Here is a 14689-nt window from a genome sequence, read left to right on the forward strand (position 1 = left end):
TCGGTACGTCTGGTACCCGCAGAGGACCGGAACGGAGAGTTAGGACGAAGGCCGAGCCGTGAGCACGTCCGACCACGCAGACTTCGGTGTTCTGAACGACCCCTTCGGCGACCCTTCCGATCCCGGCAACCGGCCCGCGCGGCTGGCCGTCGGTGTGATCGGCACCGGGCGCGTGGGCCCGGCCCTGGGCGCCGCCCTGCAGCTGGCGGGCCACCGGGTGGTGGCCGCCTCGGGCGTGTCGACGGCGTCCAGACGGCGCGCCGAGGCGCTGCTGCCCGGCGTCCGGCTGGTGAGCCCCCCGCAGGTGATGGCCGCCGCCGATCTGGTGCTGCTGACCGTCCCCGACGACGCGCTGGCCGAGCTGGCCGCGGGCCTGGCCGCGACCGGCGCCGTACGGCCCGGGCAGATAGTCGTGCACACCTCGGGGGCGCACGGCGTCGCGGTGCTGGAGCCCGCGACGAGGGCCGGTGCGCTGCCGCTGGCGCTGCACCCCGCGATGACCTTCACCGGCACCTCCGTGGACCTCGACCGGCTGGCCGGCTGCCCGTTCGGGGTGACCGCGCCCGAGGAGCTCAGGCCGGTCGCGGAGGCCCTGGTGGTGGAGATGGGCGGCGAGCCGTCCTGGATCCCCGAGGAGGTCCGCCCGCTCTACCACACGGCGCTGGCGCACGGGGCGAACCACCTGGTCACCCTGGTCGCGCAGGCCCTGGAGCTGCTGCGCACGGCGGGCGTCGCCGAACCCGGCCAGATGCTGGGCCCGCTGCTGGGCGCGGCCCTCGACAACGCACTGCGCTCGGGCGACACGGCCCTCACCGGCCCGGTCGCCCGGGGCGACACGGGCACCGTGACCCGGCACCTGGACCGGCTCAGGGCCGCGTCCCCGGACATCGAGCAGGCCTACCGCGCGATGGCCAGGGCCACGGCGCAACGGGCGGTCCGCAACGGGTCGCTCAAGGAAGAGGCGGCGGCGGCGCTGCTGGACGTACTGAACGAGGAGACACACTGATGGCGGGCAAGTACCAGCGAGGCAAGCAGCAGGCCAAGGCGCCCAAGGCCCGCAAGGTGGTCCTGACCCACACGGTGGCGGACTTCGAGTCCGCGTTCTGGCCGGACGAGCAGCCGGTGGACAACGCCGTGGTGATGACCATGGGCGCACTGCACGAGGGCCACGCCTCGCTGATCCGGGCGGCCCGCAAGCAGGTCGGCCAGCAGGGCCGGGTGGCGGTGACGGTCTTCGTCAACCCGCTGCAGTTCGGCCCGGGCGAGGACCTGGAGCGTTACCCGCGCACGCTGGCCGAGGACGTGCAGCTGGCCGAGGCCAACGGTGCCGACGTGGTCTTCGCGCCCTCGGTGGCGGAGGTCTACCCGAACGGCGAGCCGCAGGTGCGCCTGAGCGCCGGCCCGATGGGCGAGGGCTTCGAGGGCGCTTCCCGTCCCGGGCACTTCGACGGCGTGCTGACCGTGGTGGCCAAGCTGCTGCACATCACCGACCCGGACTTCGCCTTCTTCGGCGAGAAGGACGCCCAGCAGCTGGCGATCATCCAGCGGATGGTGGCCGACCTGGACTTCGACGTCGAGGTCGTCGGTGTGCCGACCCTGCGCGAGGAGGACGGCCTGGCCCTCTCCTCCCGCAACCGCTACCTCTCCGAGACCGAGCGCGCCCAGGCGCTCACCCTCTCCCGGGCGCTGTTCGCCGGCCGCGACGCCGCCGCGAAGGGCCCGAAGGCGGTCCGCGAGGCGGCCGCCGCCGTCCTCGACGGCGCCGAGGGTGTCACCCTTGACTACCTCGCCCTGATCGACCCGGACGCCTTCACCGAGGCCCCGGACGACTTCCAGGGCGAGGCCGTGCTGGCCGTCGCCGCGAAGGTGGGCTCGACCCGCCTGATCGACAACGTCCGCATCATCGTCCGATAGACCCGTCGGGATCGTCCGGCAGACCCGTCGGGCGCCCCGTCCGATCAGCACGTAGCCGAAGTACGGCATGCACTCACCTCTGGAGGCGTGACCCCATGCTCCGCACCATGCTCAAGTCGAAGATCCACCGCGCCACCGTCACCCAGGCCGACCTGCACTACGTCGGCTCGGTGACGGTGGACGAGGACCTGCTCGACGCCGCCGACCTGCTCCCCGGAGAGCTGGTCCACATCGTCGACATCAACAACGGCGCCCGCCTGGAGACGTACACGATCGCGGGCCCGCGCGGCTCGGGTGTGATCGGCATCAACGGCGCCGCGGCCCGCCTGGTGCACCCGGGCGACCTGGTGATCCTGATCGCCTACGGGCAGATGGAGACCGCCGAGGCCAAGGCCTACCAGCCGAAGGTCGTCTTCGTGGACGGCGAGAACCGGGTCACCGGCCTCGGCTCGGACGCCGCCGAGGCACCGGAGGGCTCCGGCCTGCTCCGCGGCGATCTGGGGGCTCCCCCGGCCGCCGGGTCCGAGGGCGCGTACGGTGGGGCCGACCGCGTGGCCGCCGCGCACTGAAGGAGCCACTGAACGCCATGTCCGTCTCCCATCGCCTGACCGCCCCCGCTCCCGGCTGGACCACGAGCACCGACGTGGTCGTGGTCGGCTCGGGCGTGGCCGGGCTGACCGTCGCGCTCAACATCCGCAAGGCCGGCCTGCGGGCCATGGTGGTCACCAAGGCGATGCTCGACGACGGGTCCACCCGCTGGGCCCAGGGCGGCATAGCCGCCGCCCTGGGCGAGGGGGACACCCCCGAGCAGCACCTGGACGACACCCTGGTCGCCGGCGCCGGGCTCTGCGACACCGAGGCCGTACGCACCCTGGTCACCGAGGGCCCGGACGCGGTCCGGCGGCTGATCGGGGTCGGCGCGGCGTTCGACCTCGATGCGGACGGCGAGATCCTGCTCACCCGCGAGGGCGGCCACCACCGCCGCCGGATCGCGCACGCGGGCGGCGACGCGACCGGCGCGGAGATCTCCCGCGCACTGGTGGCGGCCGTCCGCGAGGACCCGGGGATCGAGCTGATCGAGCACGCGCTGGTGCTCGACCTGCTCACCGACACCGAGGGCCACGCGGCCGGGCTGACCCTGCACGTGATGGGCGAGGGCCAGCGCGACGGCGTCGGCGCGATCCGCGCCCGCGCCGTGGTGCTGGCCACCGGCGGCATGGGCCAGGTCTTCTCGGCCACCACCAACCCGGCGGTCTCCACCGGCGACGGCGTGGCGCTGGCGCTGCGCGCCGGCGCCGAGGTGACCGACCTGGAGTTCGTCCAGTTCCACCCGACCGTGCTCTGGCTCGGTCCGGAGGCCGAGGGCCAGCAGCCGCTGGTCTCCGAGGCGGTCCGGGGCGAGGGCGCGTACCTGGTGGACGCGGACGGGACCCGCTTCATGGTCGGCCGGCACGAACTGAACGAGCTGGCACCCCGGGACATCGTGGCCAAGGCGATCACCCAGCAGATGCAGCTCAAGGGCACCGAGCACATGTACCTGGACGGGCGGCACTTCGGCGCCCGGATGTGGGAGACGCGCTTCCCGACCATCCTGGCCTCCTGCCGGGCGCACGGCATCGACCCGGTGACCGGGCTGATCCCGGTCGCCCCGGCCGCCCACTACGCCTCCGGCGGCATCCGTACCGACCTGCGCGGCCGGACCACCGTGCCGGGCCTGTACGCCTGCGGCGAGGTCGCCTGCACCGGGGTGCACGGCGCCAACCGGCTGGCCTCCAACTCGCTGCTGGAAGGACTGGTCTTCGCCGAGCGGATCGCCGCCGACCTCACCGCGCTGCACCACGCGGGCGAACTGCCCGAGCGGGCGGTGGACGTGGCGGCCACCCGGGCGGCGCACGCCGTCCCGCTGCCCGCCCCCGAGGCGCGGGCCGAGATCCAGCGGCTGATGTCGCGCGGCGCGGGTGTGCTGCGCTCGGCCGAGTCCATGGCCGCGACGGCGGCCGGGCTGGCCAGGCTCGCCGAGCAGGCGCGGGAGTACGCCGCCGAGGGGAAGCCCGGCGATCCCCGGGTGGAGACCTGGGAGGCCGCCAACCTGCACCTGGTGGCCTCGGCGCTGGTGGCGGCCGCCGCACGGCGCGAGGAGACCCGGGGCTGCCACTGGCGCGAGGACTTCCCCGACCGTGACGACGCCGACTGGCAGCGCCACCTGGTCACCGCCCTCGCCCCCGCCACCGGAACCCCGGTCACCAGGAGCGAGTAGCCACAGCGGCGGCGGGCCCTCGGCGGCCCGGGCGACCGGGCGACCGGGCGCCGCGGAGGGCAACCGGGGATCGGCCGGGCCCGCCGGGCCCCGATCGCGGCGCGGCCTTCGGGCGGGGCCGTACGACCTGCTCCACCGCGGCAGGCACGGCCCCGCACCGTCCGCTCCGCGCGGCTCGCACCGCCCCTGGGACCCCGCGCCCATCCCCGAACACCTCTCCCGCGTCCAAGAACCAAGGAGCAACTGATGACCCACTCCCACGAGGAACTCCCGCTGGCCTCCGGCGGCTGCGGCGACGGCTGCGCCTGCGGGGACGGCGAGGCGTACGAGACCGGGCTCGACCCGGCGCTGGCCGAGCTGCTGGAGGCGGCCGGCCTCGACCCCATCGAGGTCGAGGACATCGCCACCCTGGCGCTGGCCGAGGACCTGGCCGGCGGCGAGGACGTGACCTCGGTGGCGACCGTCCCCGAGGACGCGGTGGCCACCGCTGACTTCACCGCCCGCCAGGCCGGTGTGGTGGCGGGCCTGCGGGTCGCGGAGGCCGTGGTCTCGCTGGTCTGCGAGGAGGAGTTCGAGGTCGAGCGGCACGTCGAGGACGGCGCCCGGGTGGAGGCCGGCCAGGTGCTGCTCTCGGTCCGCAGCCGTACCCGCGACCTGCTGACCGCCGAGCGCAGCGCGCTCAACCTGCTCTGCCACCTGTCCGGCATCGCGACCGCGACCCGCGCCTGGGCGGACGCCCTGGCGGGTACCGGCGCCACCGTACGGGACACCCGCAAGACCACGCCGGGCCTGCGCGCGCTGGAGAAGTTCGCGGTCCGCTGCGGCGGCGGCACCAACCACCGGATGGCGCTCTCGGACGCCGCACTGGTGAAGGACAACCACGTGGTGGCCGCGGGCGGGGTGGCCGAGGCCTTCCGCGCGGTCCGCGCGGCCTACCCCGAGCTGCCGGTCGAGGTCGAGGTGGACACCCTGGAGCAGATCCCGCCGGTGCTGGAGGCCGGGGCGGACCTGATCCTGCTGGACAACTTCTCGGTCGACCAGCTGAAGGAGGCCGTCGCTCTGGTGGCGGGACGGGCCAAGCTGGAGGCTTCCGGCGGCCTGACTCTGGCCACCGCGCGCGAGGTCGCCGAGACTGGTGTCGACTACCTCGCCGTCGGGGCTCTGACGCACTCCTCGCCGATCCTGGACATCGGCCTGGACCTCCGCGACTGAGACCGCCCGGCGACAGGGAGCGTGGACGAAGGAGCGGGTCGAGAGCCGAGTCTGGGCGTGCATCGTGAGGAGAGCGCAGCGGCGCTGCGCGCGACGAGGGATGTGCGTTCAGGCGAGAGCTATCGGCACGCGACGCCGCGGGCCCTATCGCCGGTCGGTCTGATCCCCACTCGTACAGAAAGCGCCTCATGCTCCTCACCATCGACGTCGGCAACACCCAGACCACGCTCGGCCTGTTCGACGGTGAGGAGATCGTCGAGCACTGGCGGATCTCCACCGATCCGCGCCGCACGGCGGACGAACTGGCCGTACTGATGCAGGGCCTGATGGGTTCGCACCCCGTCATCGACGCCGCGGACCGGGTGGAGGGCCTGGCGATCTGCTCCTCGGTGCCCGCCGTGCTCCACGAGCTCCGCGAGGTGACCCGCCGCTACTACGGCGACGTCCCCGCGGTGATCGTGGAGCCGGGGGTGAAGACCGGGGTGCACGTCCTGATGGACAACCCCAAGGAGGTCGGCGCCGACCGGATCGTCAACGCGCTGGCCGCCAGCCATCTCTACGGGGGGCCGTGCATCGTGGTGGACTTCGGTACCGCCACCACCTTCGACGCCATCAACGAGCGCGGCGACTACGTCGGCGGCGCGATCGCCCCCGGGATCGAGATCTCGGTGGAGGCCCTCGGCGTCCGGGGCGCCCAGCTGCGCAAGATCGAGCTGGCCCGCCCCCGGAACGTGATCGGCAAGAACACCGTCGAGGGCATGCAGTCCGGCATCCTGTACGGCTTCGCCGGCCAGGTGGACGGCCTGGTGGAGCGGATGTCCAAGGAGCTCTCCAAGGACCCGGAGGACGTCCAGGTGATCGCCACCGGCGGGCTCGCCCCGCTGGTCCTCGGCGAGGCCACCGCGATCGACGTGCACGAGCCCTGGCTCACCCTGATCGGGCTGCGCCTGGTGTACGAACGCAACCGCCCCAGCTGACCGGCGAGTTGGCGAAGTGGCGCACCCCCGGCCCGCCGCACCGGCGGCGCCGGGGAGAGACCCGGCCCAGGCCGGCCGCATCCACGACGATGCGTCAGATCAGCACCAGATAGGCCAATCGGTACAGACACGTCATCAATCGTCATAAATCAGACGTACGCCACGTAATGTCAAGCCATGCCTACGCCACACGGATCGCGCGGCGGCATGGCCTTCAGCGCCGATGAAGTCCGCGTGCTGCGCCGCGCCCTCGCCCAAGCTCTCCACCCGGTCCACTCGCCGTACCCAGCCTCGCTGGGCGAACTGTGGGCCGAGGACGTCCAGGAGACACTGCGCCTCGCCGAAGCGGTCGACGAGGCGGTCAGGGAGGGTGGAAGGCTGCGCGCCTTCCTGCTGGCCGACCTGGCCCGCTATCGCTCCGCCCTTCCCGGCAGCGCCTCCGGCTATCTGGAACGCCTGGAGGAGGCGGTCTCCGACGGCTACCTCCCGCTCCCCGAGGACCTGACCGCGCTGCGCTCGCTCTCCCGGCTGCCCTGCGGCAGCACGGAACGCTCCCGCCGCTCCCGGCTCTCCGGCCGCTGTCACGCCATCGCCGAGGCGGAGGTCCGCGAGCGGCTCGCCCTCGGCTCCGGCCAGCGCCATCTCATCGCCCTGCCGAGCCCGGCCTCCGAGCCGATCCCCGCCGTGTCAGTGACCCCCATCCCAGTTGGAGGACGGATCCCGATGAGCAACACCGCCGGTGCCCCCAGCCCCAAGGCCTCCCCCGCCACCGACCGCGGCCAGCAGACCCAGAAGCCCCACCAGCCGCAGCCCCACGAGCCTCGCCGGATGCCCACCCCCGCCGAGCTGTTCGGCCGCCGCCCGCGGCCGCACACCCAGCCGCAGACCCCGCTCCCGGGCGACGGCGAGGACCTCGAACTCGCCACCGGCTGAGCCACGCCTCGGAACGGTCCGCATCCCCGGCGGGGGAGGCTGCGCAGGGCAGCCTCCCCCGCTATCGATGTGTCGACATTGTGTGGGTTGGCCGAAATTTTCCGAACCCATTGCGATCGGCTCCGGCAGCCATGCGGCGGCGCTCATGCCGAATCATCCGATGAACATCCCTTTCCCTCCCGGGAAACGGCACGGTGTGCCGCGAGGAAATCCCAGCGCCCCGAAGAGCCGCCGCCCGGACCACCCGCATCCGGCACGCGGAAACCCGCGGAAAACCGTCGCCGTACCGCCCCGACCGCCCCGGCGCCGGGGCGGGGACGGCGGCCGCTCCCGGACCCCGTCCCGGACGGAGCCCGGAGAGCACCCGGCCGCGCGCTGGGAAGCTGTGAACGGTGGCTACCCTGGTGGGGTGAGCGATCAGATCCCCGCCATTCCCGCGACCGACGACCTTCCTGAGCAGATGCGCGTCCGGCGCGAGAAGCTGGACCGGCTTCGGGCGGCCGGCGTCGACCCGTACCCGGTCGGCTTCCCCCGTACCTCCACCATCGCCGACCTGCGTGCCAAGCACCCCGACCTGGAGCCGGACACCGCGACCGGCGAGCGCGTCGGCATCACCGGCCGGGTCATCCTGGCCCGTACCGGCGGCAAGCTCTGCTTCGCCACCCTGCGCGACGGCTCCGGCGACCTCCAGGTGATGTTCTCCCTGGACAAGCTGGGCGAGGAGCGGCTGGCCGCCTGGAAGTCCGACATCGACCTCGGCGACCAGGTGGGCGTCGAGGGCGAGGTGATCACCTCCCGGCGCGGCGAGCTGTCCGTGATGGTGGACCGCTGGGAGCTCACCGCCAAGTGCCTGCGCCCGCTGCCGGACAAGCACAAGGGCCTGACCGACCCGGAGGCCCGGGTCCGCCAGCGGTACGTCGACCTGATCGTGAACCCCGAGGCGCGCGAGATCCTGCAGCTGCGCAGCAAGGTGGTCCGCTCGATCCGCCGCACCTACGAGGAGCGCGGTTACATCGAGGTCGAGACCCCGATGCTGCAGCCGGTGCACGGCGGCGCCAACGCCCGCCCGTTCACCACCCACATCAACGCGTACGACATCGACCTCTACCTGCGGATCGCCCCCGAGCTGTACCTCAAGCGGCTCGTGGTCGGCGGCGCGGAGAAGGTCTTCGAGATCAACCGCAACTTCCGCAACGAGGGCGCGGACTCGACCCACAACCCCGAGTTCACCTCGCTGGAGTCCTACGAGGCCTACGGTGACTACGACACCCAGGCCGAGCTGATCCGCGCGACCATCATCAACGCCGCCCGGGACGCCCTCGGCACCACCGTCGTCAAGGGCGTCGGCCCGGACGGCGAGGAGCACGAGATCGACCTGGCCGAGCCGTGGGAGGAGGTCTCGGTCTACCCGGGCGTCTCCGCGCACCTGGGCGCCGAGATCACCCCGGAGACGGGCGTCGAGGAGCTGCGCCGCCTCGCCGACGGGGCCGGCATCCCCTACGAGAAGGAGTGGGGCCACGGCCAGATCGTCCTGGAGATGGTCGAGCGGCTGCTGGAGCACCACGCGATCAAGCCGACCTTCATCAAGGACTACCCGACCGAGGTCTCGCCGCTGACCCGCCAGCACCGCTCGATCGCGGGCGTCGCGGAGAAGTGGGACCTGGTGATCTTCGGTACCGAGATCGGCACCGCCTACTCCGAGCTGGTCGACCCGGTCGAGCAGCGCGCCCGCCTCACCGCCCAGTCGCTGCTGGCGGCCGGCGGTGACGTCGAGGCGATGCAGGTGGACGAGGACTTCCTGCGCGCCCTGGAGTACGCGATGCCGCCGACCGGTGGCCTGGGTCTGGGCGTGGACCGCCTGATCATGCTGCTGACCGGCAAGAACATCCGTGAGACCGTGCTGTTCCCGCTGGTGAAGCCCGAGGCCAAGAGCGCCAGGGCCGAGGCCGGGGACGCAACCGGGAGCGAAACCGAATCGGACACCGAGGAGTGATCTGAATGGATTACGTCGCAGCGATCGTGCCGCCGCTGGTCATGGCCATCGCCTTCGGCTTCCTGGTGCGGGCCATCATCCGCACCCAGGGCGGCGCCATGAAGGGCAAGGAGGACGCCGCAGCCGAGCTGATGGCCGACCGCGCCGCTGCTGCCGCTCCGGCCGGTGCCGAATAGCAGAGCCCTGATACCCGGCGCGCCGTCACCCCACCGGGTGGCGGCGCGCCGGTTTGCTGGTTAATCGCCAATTTTGTCCGAATCAGTTCCTATCCTGGCCGGACTATGGTGCGGCAACTCGGAGAACTTGAGAACGACATCATGACCAGGGTCTGGCAGTGGAACCGCCCGGTCACCGTTCGCGAGGTTCTGCAGGATCTGCAGTCGGAACGCGATATCGCGTACACCACCGTCATGACGGTGCTCGACAAGCTCTACAGAAAGGGCTGGCTGCGCCGGGAGCAGGTGGGGCGGGCCTATCGATATGAACCCGTCTCCTCGCGCGAGGCATACACCGCCGCCCTGATGAACGATGCGTGGGCGACCAGCGACAATCCGGCCGCCGCTCTGGTCCACTTCTTCGGGCTGATGTCGCCGGAGCAACGCGAGGCGCTGCGCGACGCACTGCGGGTGGCCGCCGTGTTCCCGGATCCCGAACCGGATCGACTTCCCGATCCGCATCCCGATACCGGAGAGACTCCGGGGCCTTCGGCACGATAACGTCCCGCCATGGAGGTCACCATCCGCCGGGCGCGGACCACTGACGTGCGGGCGGTACGCCGGCTCATCGACGCCTACGCGCGCGACGGCATTCTGCTCGACAAGCCCACCGTGACGCTGTTCGAATCCGTGCAGGAGTTCTGGGTCGCCGAACGCGACGACAACGGCACGGTGGTGGCCTGCGGCGCCCTGCACGTGATGTGGGAGGACCTGGCCGAGGTGCGCACCCTCGCCGTGGATCCGAGCTGCACCGGCCACGGCATCGGCCACCAGTTGCTGCAGAAGCTGCTGCAGACCGCACGCTGGCTGGGCGTACGTCGGATTTTCTGCTTGACGTTCGAGGTGCCGTTCTTCGCGAAACACGGTTTCGTCGAGATCGGTGAGACCGGGGAAACCGACGATGGTACGACAGACCCGGCGGCCATCGCTACGGATGTCTATGAGGAACTTCTGCGTTCGTACGACGAAGGCGTCGCCGAGTTCCTCGACCTGGAGCGAGTGAAGCCCAACACCCTGGGCAACTCACGCATGCTGCTGCACCTCTGAACGGAGCTTGTGCCGACGGCAGTGGAGCACACGACCGGCAAGGGTTTGTGTTTTCCGGGAAAAGGCGGTTTCCTTTCCCTTAGGCAATGGATCGTTTACGCGGAAAGGGAAGCCCGTGGCACAGAGGGTGCAGGTCATTCTTGAAGACGATCTCGAAGGCGGTTCGGCGGACGAGACCGTGACGTTCGCTCTCGACGGCGTTGCCTACGAGATCGATCTGAAGAGCACCAACGCGGACAAGCTTCGCGGTCTGCTGGCCCCGTACGTCGAGAAGGGCCGTAAGCAGAGCGGCCGCCTCACCACCGCTCGTCGCGGCACCGGCCGTGGCGCGGGCCGCCCGGCGGCCGGCGCTCCGGACACCGCGAAGATCCGCGCGTGGGCCAAGGAGAACGGCTACGAGGTCAACGACCGCGGCCGGGTGCCGAGCAACGTCCGTGAGGCGTACGAGGCGGCCAACGCCTCCTGACGTAATCGTCAGCGGGTCGGCGCCAGACCCCACAGGTCCCGGGCGCAGGCCTCCGCCAGGCAGTCGAGCAGTCGCAGCAGATCGGGAGAGCGCAGGTCCAGACCCGGACCCTGCTCCCCGCGCCGCAGCCAGACGGCCTGCGGCCCGGCCGGTCGCCGATCGGGGCGCGGGGACAACCTCTCCGCGCCTCGCGGCCGTGGCGGCCGCACTCGCGCGGCCTCGCGGGCCCCGGTCCTGGCGGTGAGACCCAGGCCCAGCTCGGCGCCCCAGCCGAGCCACTGCAGAAGCTCGGGGACGGCCTCGCCGGCCCCCTGGGCGAGCAGGAAGGCCGCCAGCTCCCCGCGGGCCACCACGGGCCCGCAGGGGCGCCGCAGGCGGTCCAGCCGCCGCAGCGCGGCCAGCGCCACCGGCAGGCGCAGTTCGACCCGGTCCGAGGCCAGCAGCGCTGTCGCGGGGTCCGCCGGCGGAACGGGGTGGGGGCACGGACCGGCACCGGCGGGGGAGGTCCGGGGCGGCACGGCTGTCACGGGCTGTGCAACGCTGAACGGGGGCGGGCGGTCACGCCGCACCACCTGGACGGCGTTCGCTGATCCACCGTCACTTCGGGCGGCGAGGCGTCCGTCGGCAGACTTCTCGCGAGGCGAACACGGCCGATGCGGAAACTGCGCGAAACTCACCTGAACACCGGGTATGAATGCAGGTGGACGGGACCATCTGGTTCCGCCCGTGCGATCTGTCAAGACCAGTTGCTCCGCCTGCAGCGGCTCTGTTCGCCGATGGCGTAGCGGTAACCGGTGCAATGGGCCCACCTGTGGGAACACCGTCTCCCAGCATCGGGTTGGGATAGGTGTCGGCTGGTCGCGCAGCAGTTGCTCCCACGTAAGTAGGAGCAGTCCGTGAGCCGCGCCGCTGAGCGGGACTAGCATGCGGAAGGACAGGGCGGGGACAGTCCCCGAACTGCCCGACCGCTCTGAGGAGCGATAAACGATGTTCGAGAGGTTCACCGACCGCGCGCGGCGGGTTGTCGTCCTGGCTCAGGAAGAAGCCCGGATGCTCAACCACAACTACATCGGCACCGAGCACATCCTCCTGGGCCTGATCCACGAGGGCGAGGGTGTCGCCGCCAAGGCCCTGGAGAGCCTCGGGATCTCGCTCGAGGCCGTCCGCCAGCAGGTCGAAGAAATCATCGGCCAGGGTCAGCAGGCCCCGTCCGGTCACATCCCCTTCACCCCCCGGGCGAAGAAGGTGCTGGAGCTGTCGCTCCGCGAGGCCCTCCAGCTCGGCCACAACTACATCGGCACCGAGCACATCCTGCTCGGCCTGATCCGCGAGGGCGAGGGCGTCGCCGCCCAGGTCCTGGTGAAGCTGGGCGCCGATCTCAACCGGGTGCGCCAGCAGGTCATCCAGCTGCTCTCCGGCTACCAGGGCGGCGGCAAGGAGTCGGCCACGGCCGGCGGGCCCGCCGAGGGCACGCCGTCCACCTCGCTGGTCCTCGACCAGTTCGGCCGGAACCTCACCCAGGCCGCCCGCGAGGCCAAGCTCGACCCGGTCATCGGGCGCGAGAAGGAGATCGAGCGGGTCATGCAGGTGCTGTCCCGCCGCACCAAGAACAACCCCGTTCTGATCGGTGAGCCCGGCGTCGGCAAGACCGCCGTGGTCGAGGGCCTGGCCCAGGCCATCGTCAAGGGCGAGGTCCCCGAGACGCTCAAGGACAAGCAGCTCTACACGCTGGACCTGGGCGCGCTGGTCGCGGGCTCCCGCTACCGCGGTGACTTCGAGGAGCGCCTGAAGAAGGTGCTCAAGGAGATCCGCACCCGCGGCGACATCATCCTGTTCATCGACGAGCTGCACACCCTGGTCGGCGCGGGCGCCGCCGAGGGCGCGATCGACGCCGCGTCGATCCTGAAGCCGATGCTGGCCCGTGGCGAGCTGCAGACCATCGGTGCCACCACGCTGGACGAGTACCGCAAGCACCTGGAGAAGGACGCCGCGCTGGAGCGCCGCTTCCAGCCGATCCAGGTCGCCGAGCCCTCGCTGCCGCACACCATCGAGATCCTCAAGGGCCTGCGCGACCGGTACGAGGCGCACCACCGCGTCTCGATCACCGACGCCGCCCTGGTCGCCGCCGCCACCCTGGCCGACCGGTACATCTCGGACCGCTTCCTGCCGGACAAGGCGATCGACCTGATCGACGAGGCCGGTTCCCGGATGCGCATCCGCCGGATGACCGCGCCGCCGGACCTGCGCGAGTTCGACGAGAAGATCGCCGAGGTCCGCCGCGAGAAGGAGAGCGCGATCGACGCGCAGGACTTCGAGAAGGCCGCCTCGCTGCGCGACGACGAGAAGCAGCTGCTCCAGGCCAAGTCGAAGCGCGAGAAGGAGTGGAAGGCCGGCGACATGGACGTCGTCGCCGAGGTGGACGAGGAGCTCATCGCCGAGGTCCTGGCCACCGCCACCGGCATCCCGGTCTTCAAGCTGACCGAGGAGGAGTCCTCCCGCCTGCTGCGTATGGAGGACGAGCTGCACAAGCGCGTCATCGGCCAGGAGGACGCCATCAAGGCGCTCTCCCAGGCGATCCGCCGTACCCGTGCGGGCCTCAAGGACCCGAAGCGCCCGGGTGGTTCGTTCATCTTCGCCGGCCCGTCCGGTGTCGGTAAGACCGAGCTGTCCAAGACGCTGGCGGAGTTCCTGTTCGGCGACGAGGACGCCCTGATCTCCCTCGACATGTCGGAGTTCAGCGAGAAGCACACCGTCTCCCGGCTGTTCGGCTCGCCCCCCGGCTACGTCGGCTACGAGGAGGGCGGCCAGCTCACCGAGAAGGTGCGCCGCAAGCCGTTCTCCGTGGTGCTCTTCGACGAGGTGGAGAAGGCCCACCCGGACATCTTCAACTCGCTGCTGCAGATCCTGGAGGACGGTCGCCTGACCGACTCCCAGGGCCGCGTGGTCGACTTCAAGAACACCGTCATCATCATGACGACCAACCTCGGCACCCGGGACATCTCCAAGGGCTTCAACCTGGGCTTCGCGGCCACGGGTGACACCCAGACCGGGTACGAGCGGATGAAGGCCAAGGTCGGCGAGGAGCTCAAGCAGCACTTCCGCCCCGAGTTCCTCAACCGTGTCGACGACATCGTGGTGTTCCACCAGCTGACCGAGGACAACATCATCGAGATCGTCGACCTGATGATCGACAAGGTGGACGGCCGGCTCAAGGACCGCGACATGGGCCTGGAGCTCAGCATCGAGGCCAAGAAGCTGCTGGCGAAGCGCGGTTACGACCCGATCCTGGGTGCCCGTCCGCTGCGTCGCACCATCCAGCGCGACATCGAGGACCACCTCTCGGAGAAGATCCTCTTCGGCGAGCTGCGGGCCGGCCACATCGTGGTCGTCGGCGTCGAGGGCGAGGGCAAGGAAGCCAAGTTCACCTTCCGGGGCGAGGAGAAGTCCCCGGTGGCGGACACCCCGGCGGCGGTCGCCTCGACCGGCCCGGACCTGACGAAGTAACAACAGCACAGCGCACCAGAGGCCGTGGCCCCCGACTTCCGAGTCGGGGGCCACGGCCTCTTGCTGTTTGGGTTTTGTTGACGCAGTGTTGCCGAAGTACGCCCTGGGCTTTGCCCGCCCTGTGACATAGCGCACGGTAACTACCGCCATCCGGAGGGTTCCCAGGCAAGT

General features: G+C 71.2%; 14 protein-coding genes. 13 read left to right on the forward strand and 1 reads right to left on the reverse strand.

Going from position 1 to position 14689, the window contains the following annotated elements; all coding sequences use genetic code 11:
- Positions 1-58: 58 nt before the first annotated feature.
- The 12 genes from ACSMTC_RS16055 (at position 59) to ACSMTC_RS16110 (ending at position 11014) form a co-directional block, all read left to right on the forward strand.
- A complete protein-coding gene (locus ACSMTC_RS16055) occupies positions 59-1006 on the forward strand; it encodes a Rossmann-like and DUF2520 domain-containing protein (RefSeq protein ID WP_436560368.1) in 948 nt (315 codons plus the stop codon).
- Complete coding sequence (panC, locus tag ACSMTC_RS16060) at positions 1006-1914, forward strand: pantoate--beta-alanine ligase (RefSeq protein ID WP_436560369.1); 909 nt, start codon at positions 1006-1008, stop codon at positions 1912-1914. The genes ACSMTC_RS16055 and panC overlap by 1 nt, the downstream gene beginning before the upstream one ends.
- Before the next feature lie 95 nt (positions 1915-2009).
- The gene (panD, locus tag ACSMTC_RS16065) at positions 2010-2483 is read left to right on the forward strand and encodes an aspartate 1-decarboxylase (protein WP_436560370.1); all 474 of its coding nucleotides are present in this window, start codon (positions 2010-2012) and stop codon (positions 2481-2483) included.
- Between the two features lie 17 nt (positions 2484-2500).
- Entirely contained in the window at positions 2501-4171 is a 1671-nt protein-coding gene (locus ACSMTC_RS16070) for an L-aspartate oxidase (RefSeq protein WP_436560371.1), read from the forward strand.
- A gap of 246 nt (positions 4172-4417) precedes the next feature.
- Positions 4418-5383 carry a carboxylating nicotinate-nucleotide diphosphorylase gene (nadC, locus tag ACSMTC_RS16075; protein WP_436560372.1) on the forward strand — a complete coding sequence of 322 codons (966 nt, stop codon included), beginning with the start codon at positions 4418-4420 and terminating at the stop codon, positions 5381-5383.
- Positions 5384-5571: 188 nt separating this feature from the next.
- Positions 5572-6360, forward strand: a complete 789-nt coding sequence (locus ACSMTC_RS16080) for a type III pantothenate kinase (protein ID WP_436560373.1) — start codon at positions 5572-5574, stop codon at positions 6358-6360.
- Positions 6361-6537: 177 nt separating this feature from the next.
- A complete protein-coding gene (locus ACSMTC_RS16085; protein ID WP_436560374.1) occupies positions 6538-7293 on the forward strand; it encodes a hypothetical protein in 756 nt (251 codons plus the stop codon).
- Between the two features lie 409 nt (positions 7294-7702).
- A complete protein-coding gene (gene lysX, locus ACSMTC_RS16090) occupies positions 7703-9286 on the forward strand; it encodes a bifunctional lysylphosphatidylglycerol synthetase/lysine--tRNA ligase LysX (RefSeq protein WP_436560375.1) in 1584 nt (527 codons plus the stop codon).
- A gap of 5 nt (positions 9287-9291) precedes the next feature.
- Positions 9292-9462: a hypothetical protein gene (locus ACSMTC_RS16095; protein WP_436560376.1), complete on the forward strand. Its 171-nt coding sequence runs from the start codon at positions 9292-9294 to the stop codon at positions 9460-9462.
- A gap of 105 nt (positions 9463-9567) precedes the next feature.
- On the forward strand, positions 9568-10002 hold the full coding sequence (locus tag ACSMTC_RS16100; protein WP_436560377.1) for a BlaI/MecI/CopY family transcriptional regulator: 435 nt from the start codon (positions 9568-9570) through the stop codon (positions 10000-10002).
- A gap of 9 nt (positions 10003-10011) precedes the next feature.
- Entirely contained in the window at positions 10012-10548 is a 537-nt protein-coding gene (locus ACSMTC_RS16105) for an amino-acid N-acetyltransferase (RefSeq protein ID WP_436560378.1), read from the forward strand.
- 115 nt (positions 10549-10663) lie between these two features.
- Positions 10664-11014, forward strand: a complete 351-nt coding sequence (locus ACSMTC_RS16110; RefSeq protein WP_436560379.1) for a histone-like nucleoid-structuring protein Lsr2 — start codon at positions 10664-10666, stop codon at positions 11012-11014.
- A gap of 8 nt (positions 11015-11022) precedes the next feature.
- Here the strand turns inward: ACSMTC_RS16110 and ACSMTC_RS16115 are convergent, their stop codons facing one another.
- Positions 11023-11541, reverse strand: coding sequence for a hypothetical protein (locus ACSMTC_RS16115; RefSeq protein ID WP_436560380.1), 519 nt, complete (start codon positions 11539-11541; stop codon positions 11023-11025).
- 460 nt (positions 11542-12001) lie between these two features.
- On the opposite strand from ACSMTC_RS16115, the gene ACSMTC_RS16120 reads away from it, so the two are divergent.
- A complete protein-coding gene (locus ACSMTC_RS16120; protein ID WP_436560381.1) occupies positions 12002-14518 on the forward strand; it encodes an ATP-dependent Clp protease ATP-binding subunit in 2517 nt (838 codons plus the stop codon).
- Positions 14519-14689 lie beyond the last annotated feature (171 nt).

Source organism: Kitasatospora sp. HPM-01-4 (assembly GCF_051374625.1).
Classification (GTDB): Bacteria; Actinomycetota; Actinomycetes; order Streptomycetales; family Streptomycetaceae; genus Kitasatospora.

Coding starts and splice junctions, on each gene's coding strand:
- panC (WP_436560369.1), top strand. CDS start 1,006: ATGGCGGGCAAGTACCAGCGAGGCAAGCAGCAGGCCAAGGCGCCCAAG.
- panD (WP_436560370.1), top strand. CDS start 2,010: ATGCTCCGCACCATGCTCAAGTCGAAGATCCACCGCGCCACCGTCACC.
- ACSMTC_RS16070 (WP_436560371.1), top strand. CDS start 2,501: ATGTCCGTCTCCCATCGCCTGACCGCCCCCGCTCCCGGCTGGACCACG.
- nadC (WP_436560372.1), top strand. CDS start 4,418: ATGACCCACTCCCACGAGGAACTCCCGCTGGCCTCCGGCGGCTGCGGC.
- ACSMTC_RS16080 (WP_436560373.1), top strand. CDS start 5,572: ATGCTCCTCACCATCGACGTCGGCAACACCCAGACCACGCTCGGCCTG.
- ACSMTC_RS16085 (WP_436560374.1), top strand. CDS start 6,538: ATGCCTACGCCACACGGATCGCGCGGCGGCATGGCCTTCAGCGCCGAT.
- ACSMTC_RS16095 (WP_436560376.1), top strand. CDS start 9,292: ATGGATTACGTCGCAGCGATCGTGCCGCCGCTGGTCATGGCCATCGCC.
- ACSMTC_RS16100 (WP_436560377.1), top strand. CDS start 9,568: ATGGTGCGGCAACTCGGAGAACTTGAGAACGACATCATGACCAGGGTC.
- ACSMTC_RS16105 (WP_436560378.1), top strand. CDS start 10,012: ATGGAGGTCACCATCCGCCGGGCGCGGACCACTGACGTGCGGGCGGTA.
- ACSMTC_RS16120 (WP_436560381.1), top strand. CDS start 12,002: ATGTTCGAGAGGTTCACCGACCGCGCGCGGCGGGTTGTCGTCCTGGCT.